We start from the raw sequence: 19,743 nt of genomic DNA, 5'->3' as shown, positions 1-19,743 counted from the left end.
AGCGCCTGGCTGCGCTGCACGGCCTGGACGGCCGGCGGCAGCACCGGTGGGAGGGTCGGCGGCAGCACCGGGGGCCGCGCGGCGGGCTGGACCGCCGGCTTGATCGCGGAGGGCGGGCCGACCGGCTTGATGATCGACGGGAGCTGCGGCGGCACGGCGAGCCGCTCCACGGTCGGGGCGCCCGCGGTGCGGTGCACCCGCAGCCAGGCGGTGGCCTGTTCGGCGGGCAGCGCGGCCGACACCAGCCAGCCCTGGACGGCGTCCACGCCCATGCAGTGCAGCCGCTCCCAGGTCTCGTCGTCCTCGACGCCCTCGGCGACCACGGTCAGGCCGAGCGAGTGTGCCAGCTCCACCGAGCAGCGGACCACCGCCGCGTCGTGGTCGTCGGCGACCATCCGGGAGACGAAGGAGCGGTCGATCTTCAGCTCGCCGACCGGCAGGCTGCGCAGCCGCACCAGCGAGGAGTGGCCGGTGCCGAAGTCGTCCAGGGACATCCCGACGCCGTAGCCGCGCAGCTCGGCCAGGGTGTCGGCGGCGCGCCGGGAGTCGTCCAGCAGCAGCCGCTCGGTGATCTCCAGCTGGAGCGCGTGGGCCGGCACCTGGTGGCGGACCAGGTGCCCGGCGACGCGCTGGGCGAAGCCGGGGTTCAGCACGTCGCGCGGGGAGACGTTGACCGCGACCTGCACCTGGAGGCCCTGGTCGCGCCAGTAGGCCAGCTGGCCCACCGCCGCCTCCAGCACGTAGTCGGTGAGCCGGGGCATCAGCCCGCTGGACTCGGCGAGCCCGACGAACTCGTCCGGCGAGACCTTCCCCTGCCCGGGCCGCTCCCAGCGCAGCAGGGCCTCCAGGCCGACCACCCGGCCGTCGAAGGCCACCTTCGGCTGGTAGTGCAGCTGCACCTCGCCGGTCTCCAGGGCCCGGCGCAGGTCCCCGAGCAGGCCGATCCGGTAGGGGGTGTCGGCGTCCTGGGTCTCGTCGTACTGGGCCACCCCGCTGCACTCGCGCTGGGCGTGGCCCATCGCCACGTCGGCGCGGCGCAGCAGTGACTCGGCGTCCTGGGCGCCCTGCGGGTAGACGCAGACGCCGGCGCTGGCCTCCAGCACCAGCAGCAGGCCGTCCAGCCGGATCGGTGCGGCGAGCTCGGCGATCAGCGCCTTGGCCACTCGTTCCAGGCTGTCGGGGCAGTTGATGCCGGGCATCAGGACGGCGAACTCGTCGCCGCCCATCCGGGCCACCATCGGGCGGCCGCGACGGTAGTGCCGGGGCAGGCCGGCGAAGACGTCGTCGATGGACTCCCGGGTTTCGCTGCCGGCCGGGCCGCCGGAGCGCAGCGCCCGATGGAGTCGGCGGGCGATGTGAACCAGCAGCCGGTCACCTGCCGTATGTCCAAGTGTGTCATTGAGTGATCGGAATCGATCGAGGTCGAGCAGGATGAGACCTACGCTGTAGCCCTCCTCGCGCTCGACTATCGCCTCCTGGGCGGCCAGGAGTAAGGCCTGACGGTTGGGCAGGTCCGTCAGCGGGTCGGTCAGCTGGTCGCGGGCGCGGTCCCGGGCGATCCGCCAGGCCGCCACCAGGACGGCCAGCGGCACCGCGAACAGCGGCAGCAGTTCGGGTTCGTACCGGTAGACCAGGACGGCCAGCGGGATGAGCGGCGCAGCTCCGGCCAGCAGCACGCCGAGCAGCAGGACCGCACCTGCCACCCCCTGCGGCGGGCGTGTGGGCGCGCCGCCGGTCGTACGATCCATAAGCCCTGTCCTCCGTCGGGCCCGCCCCGTCAGGCCGCCTTACGGTGAGGCACCGCGCTGGTACCGACAGCTGCCGGGCATGGAGCGACCCCGAGGAGCACCGGCTCAGCCGGTGCCCCCACCCCTGCTGACACTCTGTTGCGCTCCAGGGTATGCCGGGGTCCACCCGGTGGGCAGACTTTCGGACAACCGGAAACGCACCACCGCGCCCGAGTGTCACACAGTGACACAATGCCCGCTTTCACTGCACGGCACCCGGTGACGTTGCATCAGGACGATAACAACACGGATCCGGCCACCGGCGGATCGGGTCCGCTCCGGATCAGCCCTCGGCGGGGGTCCCGGCGGGCCCGGCGGCCTCCTCGGGCTCCGGAAGTCCCAGGTGGGCACGGGCGGCCGACGGTCCGTCGGACAGCAGCACGGCGAAGCCCGCGTCATCCAGGACCGGCAGTCCGAGCTGAACGGCCTTGTCGTACTTGGATCCTGGGTTGTCGCCAGCGACCACAAAATCGGTCTTTTTCGAAACCGAACCGGTCACCTTCGCTCCGCGCGAGGTCAGCGCCTCCTTGGCGCCGTCCCGGGTGTGGCCGGACAGCGTGCCCGTCACGACCACCGTCAGCCCCTCCAGCGGGCGCTCCGCCGCCTCCTCGTCCACGAACTCCTCGGTGAAGCGGACGCCCGCGGCGCGCCACTTCTCCAGGATGTCCCGGTGCCACTCCTCCTCGAACCACTCCTTGATCGAGCGGGCGATGGTCGGCCCGACCCCCTCGACCGCGGCCAGCTCCTCCTCGGTGGCCGAGAAGATCCGGTCCAGGTCACGGAACTCCCGCGCCAGCTCCTGGGCCGCGACCGGGCCGACGTGCCGGATCGACAGGCCGTTGAGGAAGCGCCAGAGCGGGCGCTCCTTCGCCCCCTCCAGGTTGTCCAGCAGCGCCCGGAGCGACTTCTTCGGCTCGCCCTTGGTGGTCGCGAAGAAGAACACCTCCTTCTCCTTGCCGGTCCGGTCGTCCAGCTTGGGCATGCCGGTCTTCTGGTCGCGCACCAGCACCTTGATGGGCAGCAGCTGCTCCTCGGTCAGGCCGAAGACGTCGCCCTCGTTGCGCACCGGCGCCTCGGCCGGCTCCAGCGGCTGGGTCAGCGCGGTGGCCGCGACGTACCCGAGGCCCTCGACGTCCAGGCAGGACCGCCCGCCGAGGAAGGCGATCCGCTCCCGGATCTGCGCCGGGCAGTGCTGGGCGTTGGGGCAGCGCAGGTCGATGTCCCCCTCGGACATGGGGCGCAGCTCCGTGCCGCACTCCGGGCAATGCGAGGGCATCACGAAAGCCTGCTCGGTGCCGTCCCGCAGGTCGTAGACCGGGCCGAGGATCTCCGGGATGACGTCACCGGCCTTGCGCAGCACCACGGTGTCGCCCAGCAGCACGTCCTTGGCCTTGACGATCTCCTGGTTGTGCAGCGTCGCGTACTGCACCATCGAGCCGGCCACCTTCACCGGCTCGGCCAGCACCGCGTACGGGGTGGCCCGGCCGGTGCGGCCGATGCCGACCTTGATCTCGGCGAGCTTGCCGGTGACCTCCTCCGGCGGGTACTTCCAGGCGATCGCCCAGCGCGGGGACTTGGAGGTGGCGCCGAGCCGGCCCTGCAGAGCGATCTCGTCCACCTTGACCACGACGCCGTCGATCTCGTGCTCGACCGAGTGCCGTTGCTCGCCGAAGTGCTTGATGAAGGCCCGGACTTCGGCCAGCGTGCCGACGACCTTGTTGTGCCGGGCGGTGGGCAGGCCCCAGTCGTGCAGCAGCTGGTAGGCGTGCGACTGGTTGTCGATGTCGAAGCCGACCCGGGCACCGATGCCGTGCACCACCATGTGCAGCGGCCGGGAGGCGGTGACGTGCGGGTCCTTCTGGCGCAGCGAACCGGCGGCCGCGTTGCGGGGGTTCATGAACAGCCGGATCATCGCCCGGGGCCGCTTGCCCTCCTTGGCGCGCTCCTCGTTCTCCTGCCGGCGGCGCTCGTTCTCCTCCGAGAAGGAGGCGTTGAGCGCGAGGAACTCCTCGGTCGGGAAGTAGACCTCGCCGCGGATCTCCACCAGCTCCGGGACGTTGTCGCCCCTGAGCCGGTGCGGGATCTCCTTGATGGTGCGGATGTTGGCGGTGATGTCCTCGCCGACCCGGCCGTCGCCACGGGTCGCCGCCTGCACCAACTGGCCGTTCTCGTAGGTGAGGTTGACGGCCAGGCCGTCCACCTTGAGCTCGCACAGGTAGTGGTAGTCGATGCCGTGCAGCTCGGTGGCGACCCGGTCCGCCCAGGCGCCCAACTCCTCGTCGTCCATCGCGTTGTCGAGACTGAGCAGGCGCTCGCGGTGCTCGACCGCCGCGAACAGCGCGGTGGGGGCGCCGCCGACCCGCTGGGTCGGCGACTCCGGCGTCACCAGGGCCGGGTGCTCGGCCTCCATCGCCTCCAGCTCGCGCATCAGCGCGTCGAACTCGGCGTCGCTGACGACCGGTGCGTCCTGCTCGTAGTACCGGGCACGGTGGTCGGTGATCTCCTGCGCCAGCTCGGCGTGCCGTCGGCGCACCTCCGCCGGAACGTCCTCCCAGCCCTCGACAGCCGTCACCGCAAGCCCTCCTACGTTCTCATTCCGGGTTGTCCACCAGGCTCTGCGCCGCCCGCGCCGCGAGCGACAGCGCCCTGCGCGCGTACGCCGGGGAGGCCCCGGCCAGCCCACAGGTCGGCGTCACCAGCACGCGGCGGCCCAACAGCTCCGGAGCGAACCCGAGCCTGCGCCACAAGGTCCTGACTCCCTGGACACTACCGGCCGGGTCGGACACCGCCTGGTCAGTGGCCGGGACGACACCAGCGAGGATCACCGTGCCGCCCTCCACCGCCTCGCCCAGGTCGTCGTCCTGGCGCTCGGTGAGGAGCGAGAAGTCCAGCGAGATCCCGGCCACCCCGGCCCGGCGCAGCAGCGGCACCGGGACGTCCGGGGCGCAGGAGTGCACGACGACGGGCGCGTCCAGCCCTCGGATCAGCTCCCGCAGCACCTCCTCGGCGACCTGCCGGTCCACGGCGCGCAGCCGCTGGAAGCCGCTGGCGGTCTTCACCGCACCCGCGAGGACGGCGGGCAGCGAGGGCTCGTCCAGCTGGAGCAGCACCTCCGCGCCCGGCACCCGCTTGCGGACCTCCGCGAGGTGGCGGCGCAGGCCCTCGGTGAGCGAGCCGGCGATGTCCCGGCAGGCGCCCGGGTCGGCGAGCGCCTTCTCGCCGTGCTTGAGCTCGATGTTCGCCGCCAGCGTCCACGGCCCGACGGCCTGGACCTTCAGCGCGCCCTGGTGGCCCTGGGTGAACTCCTCCAGGGCGTCCAGGTCCTCGCCGAGCCAGGAGTGGGCGCGGCGGGTGTCCCGGCCGGGGCGGTCGGTGAACCGCCAGCCGCTGGGCTCGGTCTGTGCGAACAGCTCGACCAGCAGGCCGGCGCTGCGGCCGATCATGTCGGCGCCCGGGCCGCGCGCGGGCAGCTCGGGCAGGAACGGCAGGTGCTCCAGCGCGCCGGTGGCGGTCCTGGCGGCCTCCCGGGCGTCGGTGCCGGGCAGCGAGCCGACGCCGGTGGCGGCGCCGCGCAGGTCGGGGAAGGATGTGGGGACGGTGGGCGGCTTCATCAATGGTCCACAGTGTGATGTCGGGCGTTTCGGGATGTCGGTGGTCGCTGTTGCGGTCCCCATGATTCCTGATCCGGTGGGACGGCGCGTTCGATGCGAGGCGCACCGGGCACACCGCACGGGTGCACCCGGCGGGACCGTCCTCCGCCGAGTGCACCCGTCGTGGTTCGCGGCCGGTACCGTGCCTACGGCTGCTTGAGCAGGTTGTCGAGGTCCGCCTCCACCGCGGCGGTGAAGACGCGGGCCAGCGGGAGGAAGGCGAGCAGGCAGGCGATCGCGAAGGCGGCCATGGCGGTGGGGGCGGAGAACCACTCCGCCAGGGCGCCCGCGACGCCGGCGCCGACCGGCCCCGAGCCGAAGGCGAAGAGCCGGAAGACGGCACCGAAGCGGCCCATCATGGTCGAGGGGACGAGCGTCTGCATGACCGTGCGGACGTTGACGGTCCAGAGGGTTCCGCCCATGCCGCCGAGGAGGGCGGCGCAGCCGACCGCCCACCGGTCGGTGGACAACGCGGGGGCGGCCATCATCGCGCCGGTCAGGAAGATGTTGATCATCATGGCCCAGCGGCGCCCGAACAGCCGGTTGAACCAGCCGACGACGAGCGAGCCGGCGACGCCGCCGATGCCGAGGGCGCCGACGAGCAGGCCGTAGTCGGCCGACGTCAGCCCCATGGCGCCGGTCGCGTACAGCGGCATCAGGGCGAACCAGGCTCCCCAGCAGGAGCCCAGCACCGTCACCACGGCGGCCAGCATGCGCAGCAGCCGGTGCCGGAAGAGGAAGCCCAGGCCCTCACCGATCTGCGCGCGGACGGACGGGGCCGCCGCCGCCCCACCGCTCGCCGTCGCGGGCCGGTACCGGTAGACCAGCAGCACCAGCACGGCGGCGGTCAGCACGTAGCCGACCAGGGTCGCACCGAGCGCGAAGGACACTCCCACGCCGACGAGCAGGCCGCCGACGAAGGGGCCGACGAACTCCAGGCACACCGTTTCGGCGCCCGCCACCAGGGCGTTCGCCCGTTCCCGGCCGGAGACCGCCACGACGTCCGGGACGAGCGCCGCGGCGGACGTCCCGGCGATCACCTCGGCGATGCCGAGAGCCGCCCCGCAGGCGTAGATGACCGGCAGGTTCAGCAGGTCCGTGACGGCCAGCGCGAGCAGCGCGCCGCCCACGAGGACCTGGATCCCGTTGGCCAGCCACACCAGTTTGCGCCGGTCGACGCGGTCCACCAGGACCCCGATGTGCAGCGCGCTGAGCAGCCAGGGCAGCGACAGCGACATCGCCACGCCCGAGATGAGCGCCGGAGACTCGGTGAGTGAGGTGGCCACCAGCGGGAGGGCGATCTTCATGACGCCGTCCGCGAGGTTGGTGACGGTGGTGAACGCGACCAGCACCGCGGTGTTCCGCCGACTCGCACCGGTCGTGTCCACCGCGTCCACCGTGTCCACCTCGTCCACAGGCCCGGCCGCGACGTGGTGATCGGACGACGGCGTCGGCCGCTCCGTCGCCTTCGCGCCTTCAGTCATCAGAACTCCGTTCACTGGGGCCGGGATTCGAGGAACTGGCGGTGTGCTCCGCGCTGCGTCACATCGTGGCACCCGTGCGACGGCGCAGAACAGGTCGGGCCGGCCCGGTGGACACCGGCCGGGCTCCGATCGCGGCTACGGTCGGTGATTCGAACAGGTCGCGCACCGTCAGATCGAGGCCGGTGGCCGCCTGGATGCGGTTCACCAGCCTGGCGGCGAGCAGCGAGTGCCCACCGAGGTCGAAGAAGCTGTCGTGGATGCCCACGACGGGGACCTTGAGCACCTCCGCGAAGACCTCGCAGAGCGCGCGCTCGCGGGCGTCCCGAGGCGGAGTCCGGGTGCCCTCGGTGCCGACTTCCGGAAGCTCCAGCTTCCGGCGGTCGAGCTTCCCGTTCGCGGTCAGCGGCAGCGCGTCCAGCACCACGAAGGCCGCGGGCACCATGTACACCGGCAGCTTCGACGCGGCGAATCCGCGCAGCGAGGCGGGAGTCGGCCGCTCGTCCCCGGTCGGTGACGGCGTCACGAACGCCACCAGCCGCTGCTCGCCCGAAGGCATCCGGTCCGCCAGGACGGCCGCCTGCCCGACGCCGGGACAGCCGAGCAGCACGTTGACGATCTCGTCGAGCTCGATCCGCACGCCGCGGATCTTCACCTGGTCGTCGACCCGGCCGAGGAACTCGATGGCGCCGTCGGCCCGGAATCGCGCCCGGTCGCCCGAGCGGTACATGCGGGTGCCGGGTGGACCGAAGGGGTCGGCCACGAAGCGGCCGGCGGTCAGGTCGGGCCGGTTGAGATAGCCCCGTCCCACGTTCTCGCCGGCCAGGTACAACTCCCCGACGACTCCGGGCGGGACCGGTCGCAGGGTGTCGTCGAGGATGTGCACCCGGCAGTTCCCGATCGGTCGGCCGATCGGGGCCGTGGCCGGCCACTCGTCCACGTCCTCGGGCAGTGTGGCCGCGGTGATGACATGGGTCTCCGACGGTCCGTACTCGTTGTGCAGCGTGACGTGCGGCCGTTCCCGGAAGAACCGGACCACCTGCTCCGTCAGCCGCAGCGCCTCGCCCGCCTGCCGGATGTGCCGCAGGTCCGCCAGCTTCAGCCCCAGGTCGTTGGCCGCCTCACAGACCGCGTTCACCACCAGGTCGGGCGCGAAGAGCTCGGTGGCGCCCTCCCGGTCCAGCCAGCGGGCCAGCGCCACCGGGTCGAGCCGGGTCTCCTCCGTGGGAACGAGCAGCGCCTTGCCGTGCAGGAAGGCGGCGAGGAACTCGTGGATCGACGCGTCGAAACTGAGCGAACTGAAGTGCGCAACCCGGCAGTTCTCGCCGCCCGGGTACACGGTGCGCCCCCAGGCCAGCAGGTTTACCATCACCCGGGACTGGACGACGACGCCCTTGGGCTTGCCCGTCGACCCCGAGGTGTAGATGACGAAGGAGGCGTTCTCGGGTCCGGCGACGCCGAGGACCTCGTCCGGAGCCAGGTTCGTCCCGTCGTACGCCGCGACGATCCCGGCCCAGCCCGCCTCGTCCAGGCGCACCGAGGGGACGCCGGGCAGCAGGTCGTCGTCCAGCGTCAGCGCCAGTGCGGGCCGCGCGTCACCGGCAATGTAGGCGCGGCGGTCGGCCGGATACTGCGGATCGACGGGCACGTAGACCGCGCCCGCCTTGAGGATCGCCACGTACGCGAGCACCAGGTCGATGGAGCGCGGCAACGACACCGCGACCCGGACCTCCGGGCCGACGCCCCGGCTGACCAGGAGTCTGGCCAGGCGGTTGGCGCGCTCGTTCATCTGGGCATAGGTGAGCCGCGTACGGTCGTCGGCGAGGGCCAGGCTGTCGGGGGCCTCGGCCACGCGCTGTTCGATCTGCGCGGCGAGGGAGGTCCCCGGCAGCGGCATCGCGGTCGCGTTCCACTCCCGGAGCAGCCCGCGCTCCCGGGGGCTGATCAGGTCGATCGTCTCGATCCGCCGGTCCGGGCTCGACACCACCGCCCGCAGCAGCCGTTCGAGGCGTTCGACCATGGCCTCCACGGTGGAGCGGTCGAACAGGCTGGTGGCGAACTCGACGCTGCCCGCCACCCCGCCGTGCCCGCCCTGGTCGTCGAAGTGCTCGGCCAGGTTGAACAGCAGGTCGAACTTGGCCGTGTCGGTGCCCAGCGTCTCGACGCGGTCGGCGAGGGCGGGGGCCTCGAAGCGGTCACCGTTGACGTCCTCGAAGACGAGCATGGTCTGGAACAGCGGGTGCCGGGCGGGGGAACGCACCGGGTTGACCGCCTCGACCACCGCCTCGAACGGCACGTCCTGGTGGGCGAGCGCGGCCAGGGTCCGGGTGCGCACGCGGTCCAGCAGGTCGCGGAAGGTCGGCCGGTCGCTGAGGTCCGTGCGCAGCACGACGGTGTTCACGAAGAATCCGACCAGGTCGTCCAGGGCCTCGTCGGTGCGCCCGGCGATCGCGGAACCCAACGGGATGTCGTCGCCGCCGCCCAGCCGGTGGACCAGGGCGGCCAGCGCGGCCTGCACGGCCATGAACACCGTGCAGCCGTTCGCCCGCGCGACCGCGGCGAGCTCGCGGTGCAGGCCGGCGTCCAGACGGATGGCGATCCGGCCGCCCCGGTGGTCGGCGACGGCCGGGCGGGACCGGTCGTAGGGCAGCGCCAGCTCCTCCGGCAGGCCGCTCAGCGTGTCCCGCCAGTACCGGACCTGCCGGGTGAACCGGCTTTCCGGATCGGCCGGATCGCCGAGCAGCAGCCGCTGCCAGAGGGTGTAGTCGGCGTACTGGACCGGCAACGGGGCGAAGTCGGGCGCGCGGCCCTGCGAGCGGGCTAGGTACGCGGCGTCCAGGTCGCGGCCGAGCGGCACGTCGGACCAGCCGTCGGTGGCGATGTGATGCACGGTCAGCAGCAGCAGGCGCCGGCCGTCGGTGACGTCGAGGACCTTCGCGCGCAGCGGAGGCTGCGAGGTCAGGTCGAACGGCTGGGCCGTCTCGGCTCCGACGGCCGCGTCGAGCCCGTCGGCCGAAACCGTCGCCCGCGACAGCGCCGGGACCGCCGCGGGCCCCTCCAGGACGTGCTGGTAGGGCTCGCCGTCGGACTCCGGGAAGACGGTGCGCAGGCTCTCGTGCCGTCGCATCACGTCGGCGAGCGAGTCCCGCAGGACGTCCAGCTCGACGTCATCGCGCAGGGCCAGGCCGACCGTGGTGTTGTACGTGGCCGAGGGGCCTTCGAGCCGGTCGAGGAACCACACCCGTTGCTGCGCGTACGACAGCGGGACGCGTTCCGGGCGGGCACGGGACGCCAGCGTCGGTGGCGCGGGCTCCGAGCCCGCCAGCCGCTCGGCCAGCAGGGTGGCGGTCGGCGCCTCGAACACCGCCTGCACGTCGACCGCCGCGTCCAGGGCCGACCGGATGCGGCTGGCCAGCCGGGCCGCGGCCAGCGAGTGCCCGCCGAACGCGAAGAAGTCGTCGTCCGGGCCGATCCCCGGCAGCCCGAGCACCTGGGCGAACAGGTCGCACAACAGCCGCAGTCGCGGGTCCCGGACGTCGGGGTGGGCGGCCGGCGTCGCGAACCGCGGCTCGGGCAACGCGGCCCGGTCGACCTTTCCGCTCGCGCCGGTGGGCAACGCGTCGAGCTCCGTGATCACCTCCGGCACCAGGTACTCCGGCAGTTGCTCCCGCATCCGGGCGAGGACGCGTTCGGCGGAGAAGTCGCCGCCGGCGGCCGGCACCGCGTAGGCCACCAGGTGCTTCTCGCCCGCGCCGTCCGGGCGGACGACCGCGACGGCCTGCGCCACGCCCGAGACCCGGCGTAGGACGGCCTCCACCTCGCCGAGTTCGATGCGGTGTCCGCGGATCTTGACCTGGTCGTCCGTCCGGCCCAGGAAGAGCAGTGTGCCCTCCGGTGTCAGGTTCACCCGGTCGCCGGTGCGGTACATGCGTGCGCCCGGCTCGTCGGTGAACGGGCACGCGACGAACCGCGACGCGGTGAGGCCGGGCCTGCGGAGGTAGCCGTCGGCCAGGGCCTCCCCCGCGATGTAGAGTTCGCCCACTCCGCCCTCCGGCACGGGCCGCAGCCGGCCGTCGAGCACGAAGTACCGGAAGCCGGGGTTGGCCCGGCCGATCGTGACGGGCGCGCCGGACACCACCTCGACGCCCGACGTGTCGACCGTGCACTCCGTGGGACCGTACGTGTTGTGCGCGACCACCCCGGGGGCCCCGGCGAGCCGCTCCCACAGCGGCTCCGGCAGCGCCTCTCCGCCGAGGACGCACAGCAGCGGACGCCGGGCGGCCCGCGCCAGCAGTCCGTCCTCGACGAGCGCCTCGAAGTAGGTGGGCGTGCCGTCGAGGTAGTCGATCCCTGCCTCGTCCACGTACCGGACCACCTCGGCCGGATCCCGGCGCGTGCGCTCGTCCAGGAAGTGCAGCTCGTGTCCGGCGAACATCAGCAGCAGGGCCTGCAAGGACGCGTCGAAGGACATGGACGTCGTGTGCGCGATCTTGAACACGGTCCCGGCGGGCCGACCGGTCGCCCCGGCGAATCCGACGACCTTCCGCCGGTACTCGGCGGCCAGCCCGGCCACGCCGGTGTGCGGGACCACGACGCCCTTGGGCGTGCCGGTCGACCCCGAGGTGTAGATGACCCACGCGGGGTGGCCCAGGTGCAGCGGTCGCAGCCGGTGGGCGTCGGTCGGGTTGCCCGCATCCGTCTCCGCCCACCCGGACGGCAGCTCCGCGCCGAGCACCAGGACCGCCGCGTGCTCACCGTACCGCCCGGCCCCTTCGGTCGAGTCGGTGACGATCAGACCGGGCCGGGCGTCGGCCACCATCAGGGCCAGCCGGGCCGCCGGGTACGCCGGGTCGAGCGGGAGGGAGGCCGCGCCGGCCTTCGCCACGGCGATGGTCGCCACGACGGTGCGCAGGTCGCGCGGGAGGGCGAGGCCGACCAGGTCGCCCGGACCGAGGCCCCGCCGGATCAGCTCGTGCGCCAGCCCGTTGGCGAGCCGGTTGAGGCGGTCGAAGGTGAGGGTGGTCGCACCGGCCGTCAGCGCGGGTGCGCCGGGCGAGGCTGCCACCCGCTCCTCGAAGAGGGCGGCCAGGGTGCGCGGTACCGGACTCATCGGTTCGCCGCCCCCTCGGCCGTCACGGTGCCGGAACGCTCCGGCGAGCCCACGCTCCTGGGCCGGATGTCGGTCCAGGAGGTCTCGACGTACTCCAGGGCGGAACCCCGGGAGCCGGGGCCGAAGACGGACTGCCAACCGGCGGGCACCGCGGCGAAGGCCGGCCACAGGGAGTGCTGCCCCTCCTCGTTGACCAGCACGTGGAACTCACCCGCGTCGTTGTCGAAAGGGTTCGCGGTCATGCCAGTTTCCCCTCCATCGCGGCCGTCGGCGCGATCCAGCTCACCAACTCGTCCAGCGCCTGGTAGAAGCCCTCGATCTCCGAGACGTCGTTGTAGAGGTACGCCGCCACGCGGAGGACCTCGCCCCCGGCCATCCCGCTGACCAGCGGCTGCGCGCACATGTGCCCGCTGCGCACCATGTAGCCGTACGAGTCGCTCAGCAGGCGGGCGACCTCGCCGGTCGGGATGCTGTCGTCGAGCCGCAGGCTCACCAGCGCGATCCGGTCGGTGGAGTCGGGAGGACCGATCAGGCGGACCCCGGGACGGGCGACGGCCCCGCCGATCAGGGCAGCACCGAGCTCCTGCGCGTGCCGGTGCCGCTCCGGCGTGTCCTGCGCCTCCAAGTAGCGGATCGCCGCCGCGCTGCCGATGATCGAGGCGATCGCCGGTGTGCCCGCCTCGAACCGGTAGGGGATGCGCCGGTCGACGCTGCCGTCGAGGTCGACCCAGTCGACCATGCCCCCGCCGACGGACGCGGGGCGCAACCGCGCCAGCCGCTCGCTGCGGCCGAACAGCACGCCGACGCCGGTGGGGCCCAGCATCTTGTGCATCGAGAACGCCATGAAGTCGACGTCCAGCTCCTGCACGTCGATGCGCTGGTGCGGCAGTGACTGCGCGGCGTCGAGGACGATGACCGCGTCGCAGGCGGCACGGATCTCGGCGACGAGTTCCGCGACCGGGTGGACGACACCCGTGACGTTGGAGCAGTGGGTGAGCGCCACCACATGGGGACGGCCGCGCAGCAGCGTCCGGAAGTGGTCGCGGTCGAGTCGGCCGTGCTCGTCCAGCCTGGTCAGTTCGAGCTGCCCCACCCGGCGCCACGGCAGCAGCTGGGAGTGGTGAGCGTCCAGGCAGCCGACCACGCGCGCGTCCGGGGGCAGGTCCAGGCCGCCGGCGACCAGGTTGAGCGCCTCGGTGGTGTTGCGCAGCAGCACGACCTCGTTCGCGGCCGCGCCGAGGTGCCGGGCGATCACCACCCGCGCGCCCTCGTACGCGTCGGAGGCCTCCTCGGAGAGCCGGTGCTTCCCGCGGTGGATGTTGGCCCCGTTGGTCTCGTAGTACTCGGTGATGGCCCGGATGACCGGGCGGGGCTTGAGGGTCGTCGCCGCGTTGTCGAGGTAGGAGATCGACTGACCGTCGAACTCCCTCCGCAGTACCGGGAAGTCGTCCCGGACGGCGTTGCGTGCGGTCATCGGGCACCTTCCGCGGAGAGGTGGGAAACACACGACTGGAACTTCCCGCTGCGTTCGCAGGAGACGTAGCCCACGGACTCCAGGCGGACCCGGTTCGGCGCCAGCGTCTCGGCGAGACGGGCTTCGAGCGCGGCCTCGTCACCGGGCCGCGCCGTGTCGTTGGGGAGGTAGCGGAACGTGCAGTCGCCGTCCTCGCCCTGCTCCAGCTTGTAGAGGTCGAGCCAGGGCGCGTCGCCGACCACGGCGTCCACGGCACCGGGGGTGACGACCCGCCCGTCACGCAGCCGCACCATGTGGGTGCCGCGGCCCTCGATCCGCACCACCGGCAGATCGGAGCCGCACGGGCAGGCCTCACCCGTCGGCGTGAACCAGTCGCCGGTGGCGTAGCGGATGCGCGGGATCAGCCCGTCGTCGATCGTGGTGACGTACAGCTCGCCCATCTCGCCGTTCTCGACGGGCCGGTCGTCACGGACGAACTCCGGGTAGAACTCACGGTCGTTGATGTGACGCTGCCCGAGGTGGCACTGGAATCCCAGGTAGCCGAGCTCGGACATCCCGATCATGTCGCCGATCGGCACCTCCGGCCCCATGAACTCCTCGATCTGGCGCCGCGCGACGCGGGTCATGAGGGTGTACCCGCACACCATGTGCAGTTTGCGCGGCGAGGTGATCTTCCGCCCGAGCCGGCGCGCCCAGCGGGTCAGGAAGGCGAAGTGCGTCGGGTCCACCACCAGCAGGTCGGGCTGGTACTGCTCGATCTCGTCGAGCGCCTTGACGATCTGCCATTCCGGCGTCGCCAGCAGGTCGTGGGCGACCGTCAGGACCAGGGTGCCGTCCGCGAGGATGCGGTCCTCCATGGTGGAGAACCCGGTGGCGCACTCGACGTCCGAACAGTTCGGCGGGGCGAACCGGCAGAGCCGGGGCCGGCTTCCGGGCTGCCACAGACCGTCGAACCCCCGGTGGACGCCGAACCCGGTGGCCTGCCGACGCGCCAGGTCATAGGACATGATGGCGCTGTTCAGGCGCTCACCGGAGGTGCCGGAGCTCTGGAAGCGCATGACGTTCGGCGAGGTGAGGGTGTACCCCTTGGCGAGCACGCCGGCCGGGAAGCCGCGGCGGTAGTGCCCCTTGGAGGTGGGCGGGATCCGCCGGAAGTCCGCCAGGCTCCGGATGTCCTCCGGCCGCAGGCCGTTGGCCTCCATGTGCTTGCGGAAGAACGCAGTGTTCTCGAAGGCGTACGCGATCTCCTCGCGGACCGCGTCGAAGAGGAGGGAGTCGGTCATGCCATCGCCACCAGCGTCGACCGGGTGCCGGAGTAGGGCCTGCGCCCGTGCGCGAACTGCTCGTTGTCGATGATCACGATGTCACCGCTCTGCCAGGGGAACGCGATCTCCTCGGCCGCGTACGCCGCGCGGATCCCGGCCAGGTCGGCCGGGTCGAGCGGACTGCCGTCCCCGTACAGGGCGTTGCGCGGCAACTCGTCCTCGGCGAAGCTCTCGCGCAGCACCTTCTCGACACCGCCGGGAAGCGAGCTGACGTGGAACAGGTGGGCCTGGTTGAACCAGACCTTCCGCCCGGTCGTCCGGGACACCGTGGTCGCCTGGACCACGTGCCGGGTGCGGAGCCGATCGCCGCCCAGCCACTCGGTCTGCATGCCGTGCTCGCGGCAGTAGGCGTCGACCTCGTCGCGGTCCTCGGACTGGAACGCCTCCTGCCAGCTCAGGTCCACGCCGTGGCCGAAGTTGCGCACGTACATGACCCCGTGCCGCTCGAAGCGCTCCCTGATCCCGGCCGGCACCCGGTCGTACACCCGGGCGCTGTCGGCGAACGGCGTCTCGCCGCCCTCCTCGGCCGGGACCACGCAGGCGAAGAACAGCGTGTCCGGCCACGCGTCCGTGTACGACATCTCGTTGTGCAGCGGGATGGTCTGGTCGGCCGGGTACTCGGTCGAGGTGAACACGTTGCCGCTGACCCGAGTCCGCGGGGTGGAACGGTTGTTGTAGTCGAGCAGGCCCCCCGACATCGCCGTGGCGAGCTCTCCGAGCCCGTCCGCGTCCAGCGGGCTGAATCCCCGGAGCAGGACGGCGCCGTGCTCATCGCGCAGCCGCCGGAGCATGGTGCCCGAACCGGCCAGCCATTCCCGCGCGTCGAGCAGGGCGACCGTCGGGGTACAGGAGACCATCCGGGTTCCTTCGAACAGTGGCTCCACCGCGACCAGGGCCTCGGCACGGGCCGAGACGGGCTTGCGGGTGCGGCGCGTGCCGGCGAGCGGCGACGTCTTCTGGCTCATCATTCCCCCGCCTTCTGCTCGAGGAGCTGGTCGATGAACTCGGCCAGCTCCGACACGACGGGCCGCTCGAAGAGGGCCCGCAGCTTCAGGTTCACCTTGAACTCGTCGCGCAGCCTGAAGATCAGCTGGGTGGCCAGCAGCGAGTGGCCGCCGATCTCGAAGAAATCCTGGTCGGCACCGACGTCGTTGAGCAGCAGCAGCTGGGCGATGACGTCGGCGACCTTCTTCTCGGTCGGAGTCCGCGGCGCGACGCCCGAGGCCGATGCCGCGTTGTAGCTGGAGGGCGCGGGAAGCATCGAGGAGTCGATCTTCCCGGTGCCGGTCATCGGGAAGGCGTCGAGGGCCACGAAGTGCGTGGGGATCATGAACTCCGGCAGGCTCTCGGCCAGGAACGGGCGCAGCCACTCCGCCTGGCCCCGGCTGCCCTCGGCGTCGGTCAGGTACGCGACCAGGTGCATGGCCGTGCTCTCACCGGTCACCACCACCAGGCTGCCCGTGACGCGCGGGTGCCGACGCATGACCGCCTCGATCTCGCCCAGCTCCACCCGGAACCCGCGGACCTTGATCTGGCGGTCGACCCGGCCGAGGAACTCGAGGCTGTGGTCCGGGAGCAGGCGCACCTTGTCGCCGGAGCGGTACATCCGGGCCCCGGGCAGCTCGGCGAACGGGTCTTCGACGAATCGTTCCTGCTGCTCGGCGGTCCCGGCGAGATAGCCCTGCGACACCGACGAACCACCGATCCAGAGCTCTCCCGGAACGCCGACGGGCACCGGCCTGCGCTGCGGGTCCAGGACGTAGGTGCGCGCGTGGCGCATCGGCGTGCCCAGCGGCACGGTCGAGGTCAGCCCGGCGAACTCGTTCGAGGTGACCTGGCCGCACAGCACGCCGACGGTCGTCTCGCTCGGCCCGTAGTGGTTGTAGAGCCGGCAGTCGCCGAGGAATCCCTTGAGCATGTTGTACGTGCCCCAGCCCAGCGGCTCCCCGCCCAGGACCAGAGCCTCGCGGGGCAGCAGCTTCGCCGGGTCCTCGGCTACCGTGATGACGGCTTCCAGGTGCGTGGGCGTGATCTTGACGAGGTCGTAGCTCTCCGCGGCCAGCAGCTCCGCGAGCGCCTGGGCGTCCGAGGAGACGTCCGCGGCGACGATCCGGAGCCGGCCGCCGGTCATGAGCGGCGGGAACAGCGCCGTGTTGCCCAGGTCCGTGCCCAGGGTGCTCAGGGCCACCGAATCGATCGCGCCGGTGAGCCCCAGGCGGTCCATCGCGCCGTCGAGGTAGGCCGCGAGCTGCCCGTGGCCCACCAGCACGCCCTTGGGGGTGCCGGTGGAGCCCGAAGTGAACAGCACGTACGCCGGGGAGTCGTCGCGCGTCTCCACGTCCGGACGCTCGCTGTCGCGACCGGCGCAGACCCACAGGTCCGGGTCGACCACGACGACCTCGCAGTCCACCGGCATGTCCGGCACCTTCTCGGTGGTCGCCACGACGTGCCGCAAGCCCACGGCGGTCGCGATGGCGGAACGGCGCCGCGCGGGCAGCTGCGGGTCGACCGGCACGTAGCCGGCCCCGGCCTTGGCGATGGCCAGCATGGTCACGACGGCCAGGTCGGAGCGCTCCAGACACAGTCCGACCAGGCTCCCGGCGCGCACGCCGCGGGCGGTGAGCTCATGGGCCAGGCGGTTGGCGGCCCGGTCCAGTTCCCGGTAGCTCCAGTCGCGGACGTCCGTGCTGAGCGCCACGGCGTCCGGGGTGCGCTCGGCGGTCCCCTCGACCTGCCGGTGCCAGTGCATCGGCGCGGCGCTCGACGCACGCGCGGGCTGCGTGGCCGAGACGAGTGCCCGGGCCTCGTCCTCGTCGAGCAGGGCGAGCTCCGGTACGGCGGCCGAGCGGTCGCCGCCCAGCGCCGTCAGGGTGGCCCGCAGACAGGCCAGGACCGCTTCTGCGCCGCCCTCGGCCATGCCATTGGCCTGGTGGCGCAGCGTCACCCGGATCTCCTCGCCCGCGCCGCGCACCTGGAGGCCGATCTTGCGGCCGTCGTCCGACGGCTCGATCCACAGGCCGGAGAAGGCGGGGGCACCGACCGCCGTGAAGTCCGCGACGTCGCTGAAGCCGAACCCCGGCAGGGCGGCACCGTGGTGCCTGGGCGGCAGCACGGAGCCCTCGTCGGCCCGCTCCAGGGCCGAGAGCTGCTGGTCCACGGCGCGCAGCAGGTCCGCCAGCGTCGTCCCGTCGGAGATGTCCGCGAAGACCGGCATCGGCAGCTCGAAGAGCCCGATCGCGGATTCCAGTTCGCCCATGGCGCGCCGGGAGAGCGTCGCGTCGACGGCGAGGCTCGCCGGTCGGCCGGTGGCGTGCCAGAGCGCGGCGAGCCAGCCGGTCAGCATGACGCCCCGAAGGCCGCTGTCGTACGCGCCGCCGAGGGCACGCAACTCACGTGCCAGGGACGCCGGAACCGTCCAGTCCAGGGCCTCGTGAGCGGTCTCCGCGGAGCGGACTTCGAGCGGGAGGTGCCGGGGCGGCAGGTCCGCCAGGCGCGTCTGGCGGTCGGCGGCGGCCTCCTTGTCCTCCCGCGTTGGCATCGCCTCCTCGAACTGCCACTGCGCGTAGTCGGCGTACTGGACCTCGATGTCGCGGTCCCACCGCGCACCGTCCTGCCGTGCGGCGTAGGCCTGTTGCAGGTCACGGAGGAAGACCTCGACGGAGCGGCCGTCCATGCTCAGCCGCGGCGCGGACAGGAGGAGCGACCGGCTCCCGTCGGCGTGGCCGAACAGCGCGAGCCGTACGACGCGGTCCTCGGGGTCCGCGTCGCGGAGCTCGTCGGCGACGGCCGCCAGGGTCGCGCCGTCCCCCGTGTGCTCCGTCACCCGGATCCGCGGCTCGTCCTCGATCACCATCAGCACGGTGCTGTTCTCGCCGAGGACCTTGCGGTAGGCGGTGCGCAGGCTCTCGTGCACGGACGCCACGTCGTGGGCGGCCCGCTCGAGCACCTCCCGGTCGACCGGCCCGGACAGCCGCACGCCGGAGACCGTACGACTCGCCGGCCCGCCGGCGACGCGGCCGAGCAGGTGCTCCTGCTGCCGCGACAAACGGAAACCTTCCCAGGACTCGTTCATCAGATCTCCTCCGGGTCGATCCACAGTTGCCCTCCGGTGATGCTCGTGGTCTTGTTCCAGGTGCTGATCGCGTCGGGGCCCAGCCATTCGGCGGCGGTCTTCCAGAAACCCGCGTACTCCGTCGGCACGTCGAGGACGGTGTGGCCGACCTGCTGGGGAAGGTGCGCCAGGACATCGCCCAGCTTCATGCGCAGGAGGTCCAGGAACTGCTCCCGCTCCAGCGGGATGTCCTCGCCGGTGCGCCGGTCCTTGAGCTCCGGGACGCCCTTCGGGCGCATCACGTTGCGGAAGCTCTTCCCCAGCGACGCGTAGCTCATGACGGAGAAATTGAAGATCATCTGCTCGATCTCGGGGCCGATGACCCTCCGGACCTCGGCGCGCCTGTGGTCCGGAATGGACTCGACGTCGTCGTTGTGCAGTCCCTCCGTGCCGTAGACGCCATGGAACAGCCCGGCGACGCAGACCTGCTCCTTCGCCTTCATGTCCTGCAGGATGGAGCAGACTCGGAACATGTGATCGATCAGGCTCTCGTCCTGGTGCGCGATCTTGTGCAGGCCCAACCGGACCAGATCGTCGCGGTACACCTCGGCGTCAAGCATGTGACTTTCACTCCTTCCTCTGGCTTGGTTCGCCGCAGGGCGCGCGGATTCCGACCCGGCTCCGGGCACGGCGGAAGCAGCACCGTGAGGCTGCTCACCGATGTCGGGAATCCGGGCCGATCGGAATCGGTACGCGGGAACGCGCGGCGTTGACGGTGTGTCGGAACGCGGGAAGTGCGCGGGGGACGGGCGCGCCGCCGGAAGGGAGCACGCGCGACGGCGGTCGGACGCTGCCGCGCCCATCG

10 protein-coding genes and 1 pseudogene are annotated in these 19,743 nt (G+C 72.2%); all 11 read right to left on the bottom strand.

Features of this window, described 5'->3' with window-relative positions; genetic code table 11:
* Positions 1-179: 179 nt before the first annotated feature.
* Positions 180-1,685: pseudogene (locus HS99_RS16010) on the bottom strand (putative bifunctional diguanylate cyclase/phosphodiesterase); the annotation flags it as partial.
* Between the two features lie 385 nt (positions 1,686-2,070).
* Positions 2,071-4,359: an NAD-dependent DNA ligase LigA gene (gene ligA, locus HS99_RS16005; protein ID WP_030286985.1), complete on the bottom strand. Its 2,289-nt coding sequence runs from the start codon at positions 4,357-4,359 to the stop codon at positions 2,071-2,073.
* A gap of 19 nt (positions 4,360-4,378) precedes the next feature.
* Positions 4,379-5,398 (bottom strand): methionine synthase, encoded by a 1,020-nt coding sequence (locus HS99_RS16000; RefSeq protein WP_046386616.1) that lies wholly within the window; start codon positions 5,396-5,398, stop codon positions 4,379-4,381.
* A 185-nt stretch (positions 5,399-5,583) separates the two neighbouring features.
* Positions 5,584-6,921, bottom strand: coding sequence for an MFS transporter (locus tag HS99_RS15995; RefSeq protein ID WP_078867470.1), 1,338 nt, complete (start codon positions 6,919-6,921; stop codon positions 5,584-5,586).
* A 58-nt stretch (positions 6,922-6,979) separates the two neighbouring features.
* Positions 6,980-12,028: a non-ribosomal peptide synthetase gene (locus tag HS99_RS15990; RefSeq protein WP_050366566.1), complete on the bottom strand. Its 5,049-nt coding sequence runs from the start codon at positions 12,026-12,028 to the stop codon at positions 6,980-6,982.
* Positions 12,025-12,270 (bottom strand): MbtH family protein, encoded by a 246-nt coding sequence (locus HS99_RS15985; RefSeq protein ID WP_046386617.1) that lies wholly within the window; start codon positions 12,268-12,270, stop codon positions 12,025-12,027. Before HS99_RS15985 ends, HS99_RS15990 begins: the two co-directional genes overlap by 4 nt.
* Positions 12,267-13,502, bottom strand: coding sequence for an aminotransferase class V-fold PLP-dependent enzyme (locus tag HS99_RS15980; RefSeq protein ID WP_030286995.1), 1,236 nt, complete (start codon positions 13,500-13,502; stop codon positions 12,267-12,269). The genes HS99_RS15985 and HS99_RS15980 overlap by 4 nt, the downstream gene beginning before the upstream one ends.
* Positions 13,499-14,785, bottom strand: a complete 1,287-nt coding sequence (locus HS99_RS15975; RefSeq protein WP_050366567.1) for a phenylacetate--CoA ligase family protein — start codon at positions 14,783-14,785, stop codon at positions 13,499-13,501. Before HS99_RS15975 ends, HS99_RS15980 begins: the two co-directional genes overlap by 4 nt.
* Positions 14,782-15,792, bottom strand: a complete 1,011-nt coding sequence (locus HS99_RS15970; protein ID WP_078867471.1) for a TauD/TfdA family dioxygenase — start codon at positions 15,790-15,792, stop codon at positions 14,782-14,784. The genes HS99_RS15975 and HS99_RS15970 overlap by 4 nt, the downstream gene beginning before the upstream one ends.
* A complete protein-coding gene (locus HS99_RS15965) occupies positions 15,792-18,899 on the bottom strand; it encodes a non-ribosomal peptide synthetase (protein ID WP_198429376.1) in 3,108 nt (1,035 codons plus the stop codon). The genes HS99_RS15970 and HS99_RS15965 overlap by 1 nt, the downstream gene beginning before the upstream one ends.
* Positions 18,899-19,498, bottom strand: coding sequence for a DUF6817 domain-containing protein (locus HS99_RS15960; protein ID WP_030287003.1), 600 nt, complete (start codon positions 19,496-19,498; stop codon positions 18,899-18,901). The genes HS99_RS15965 and HS99_RS15960 overlap by 1 nt, the downstream gene beginning before the upstream one ends.
* Positions 19,499-19,743 lie beyond the last annotated feature (245 nt).

The sequence above is a fragment of the Kitasatospora aureofaciens genome, assembly GCF_001188955.3.
In the GTDB taxonomy this organism is placed as follows: domain Bacteria; phylum Actinomycetota; class Actinomycetes; order Streptomycetales; family Streptomycetaceae; genus Kitasatospora; species Kitasatospora aureofaciens.
Note: the sequence above shows the minus strand (reverse complement) of the source record. Positions and strands in the feature narration are given on the sequence as shown.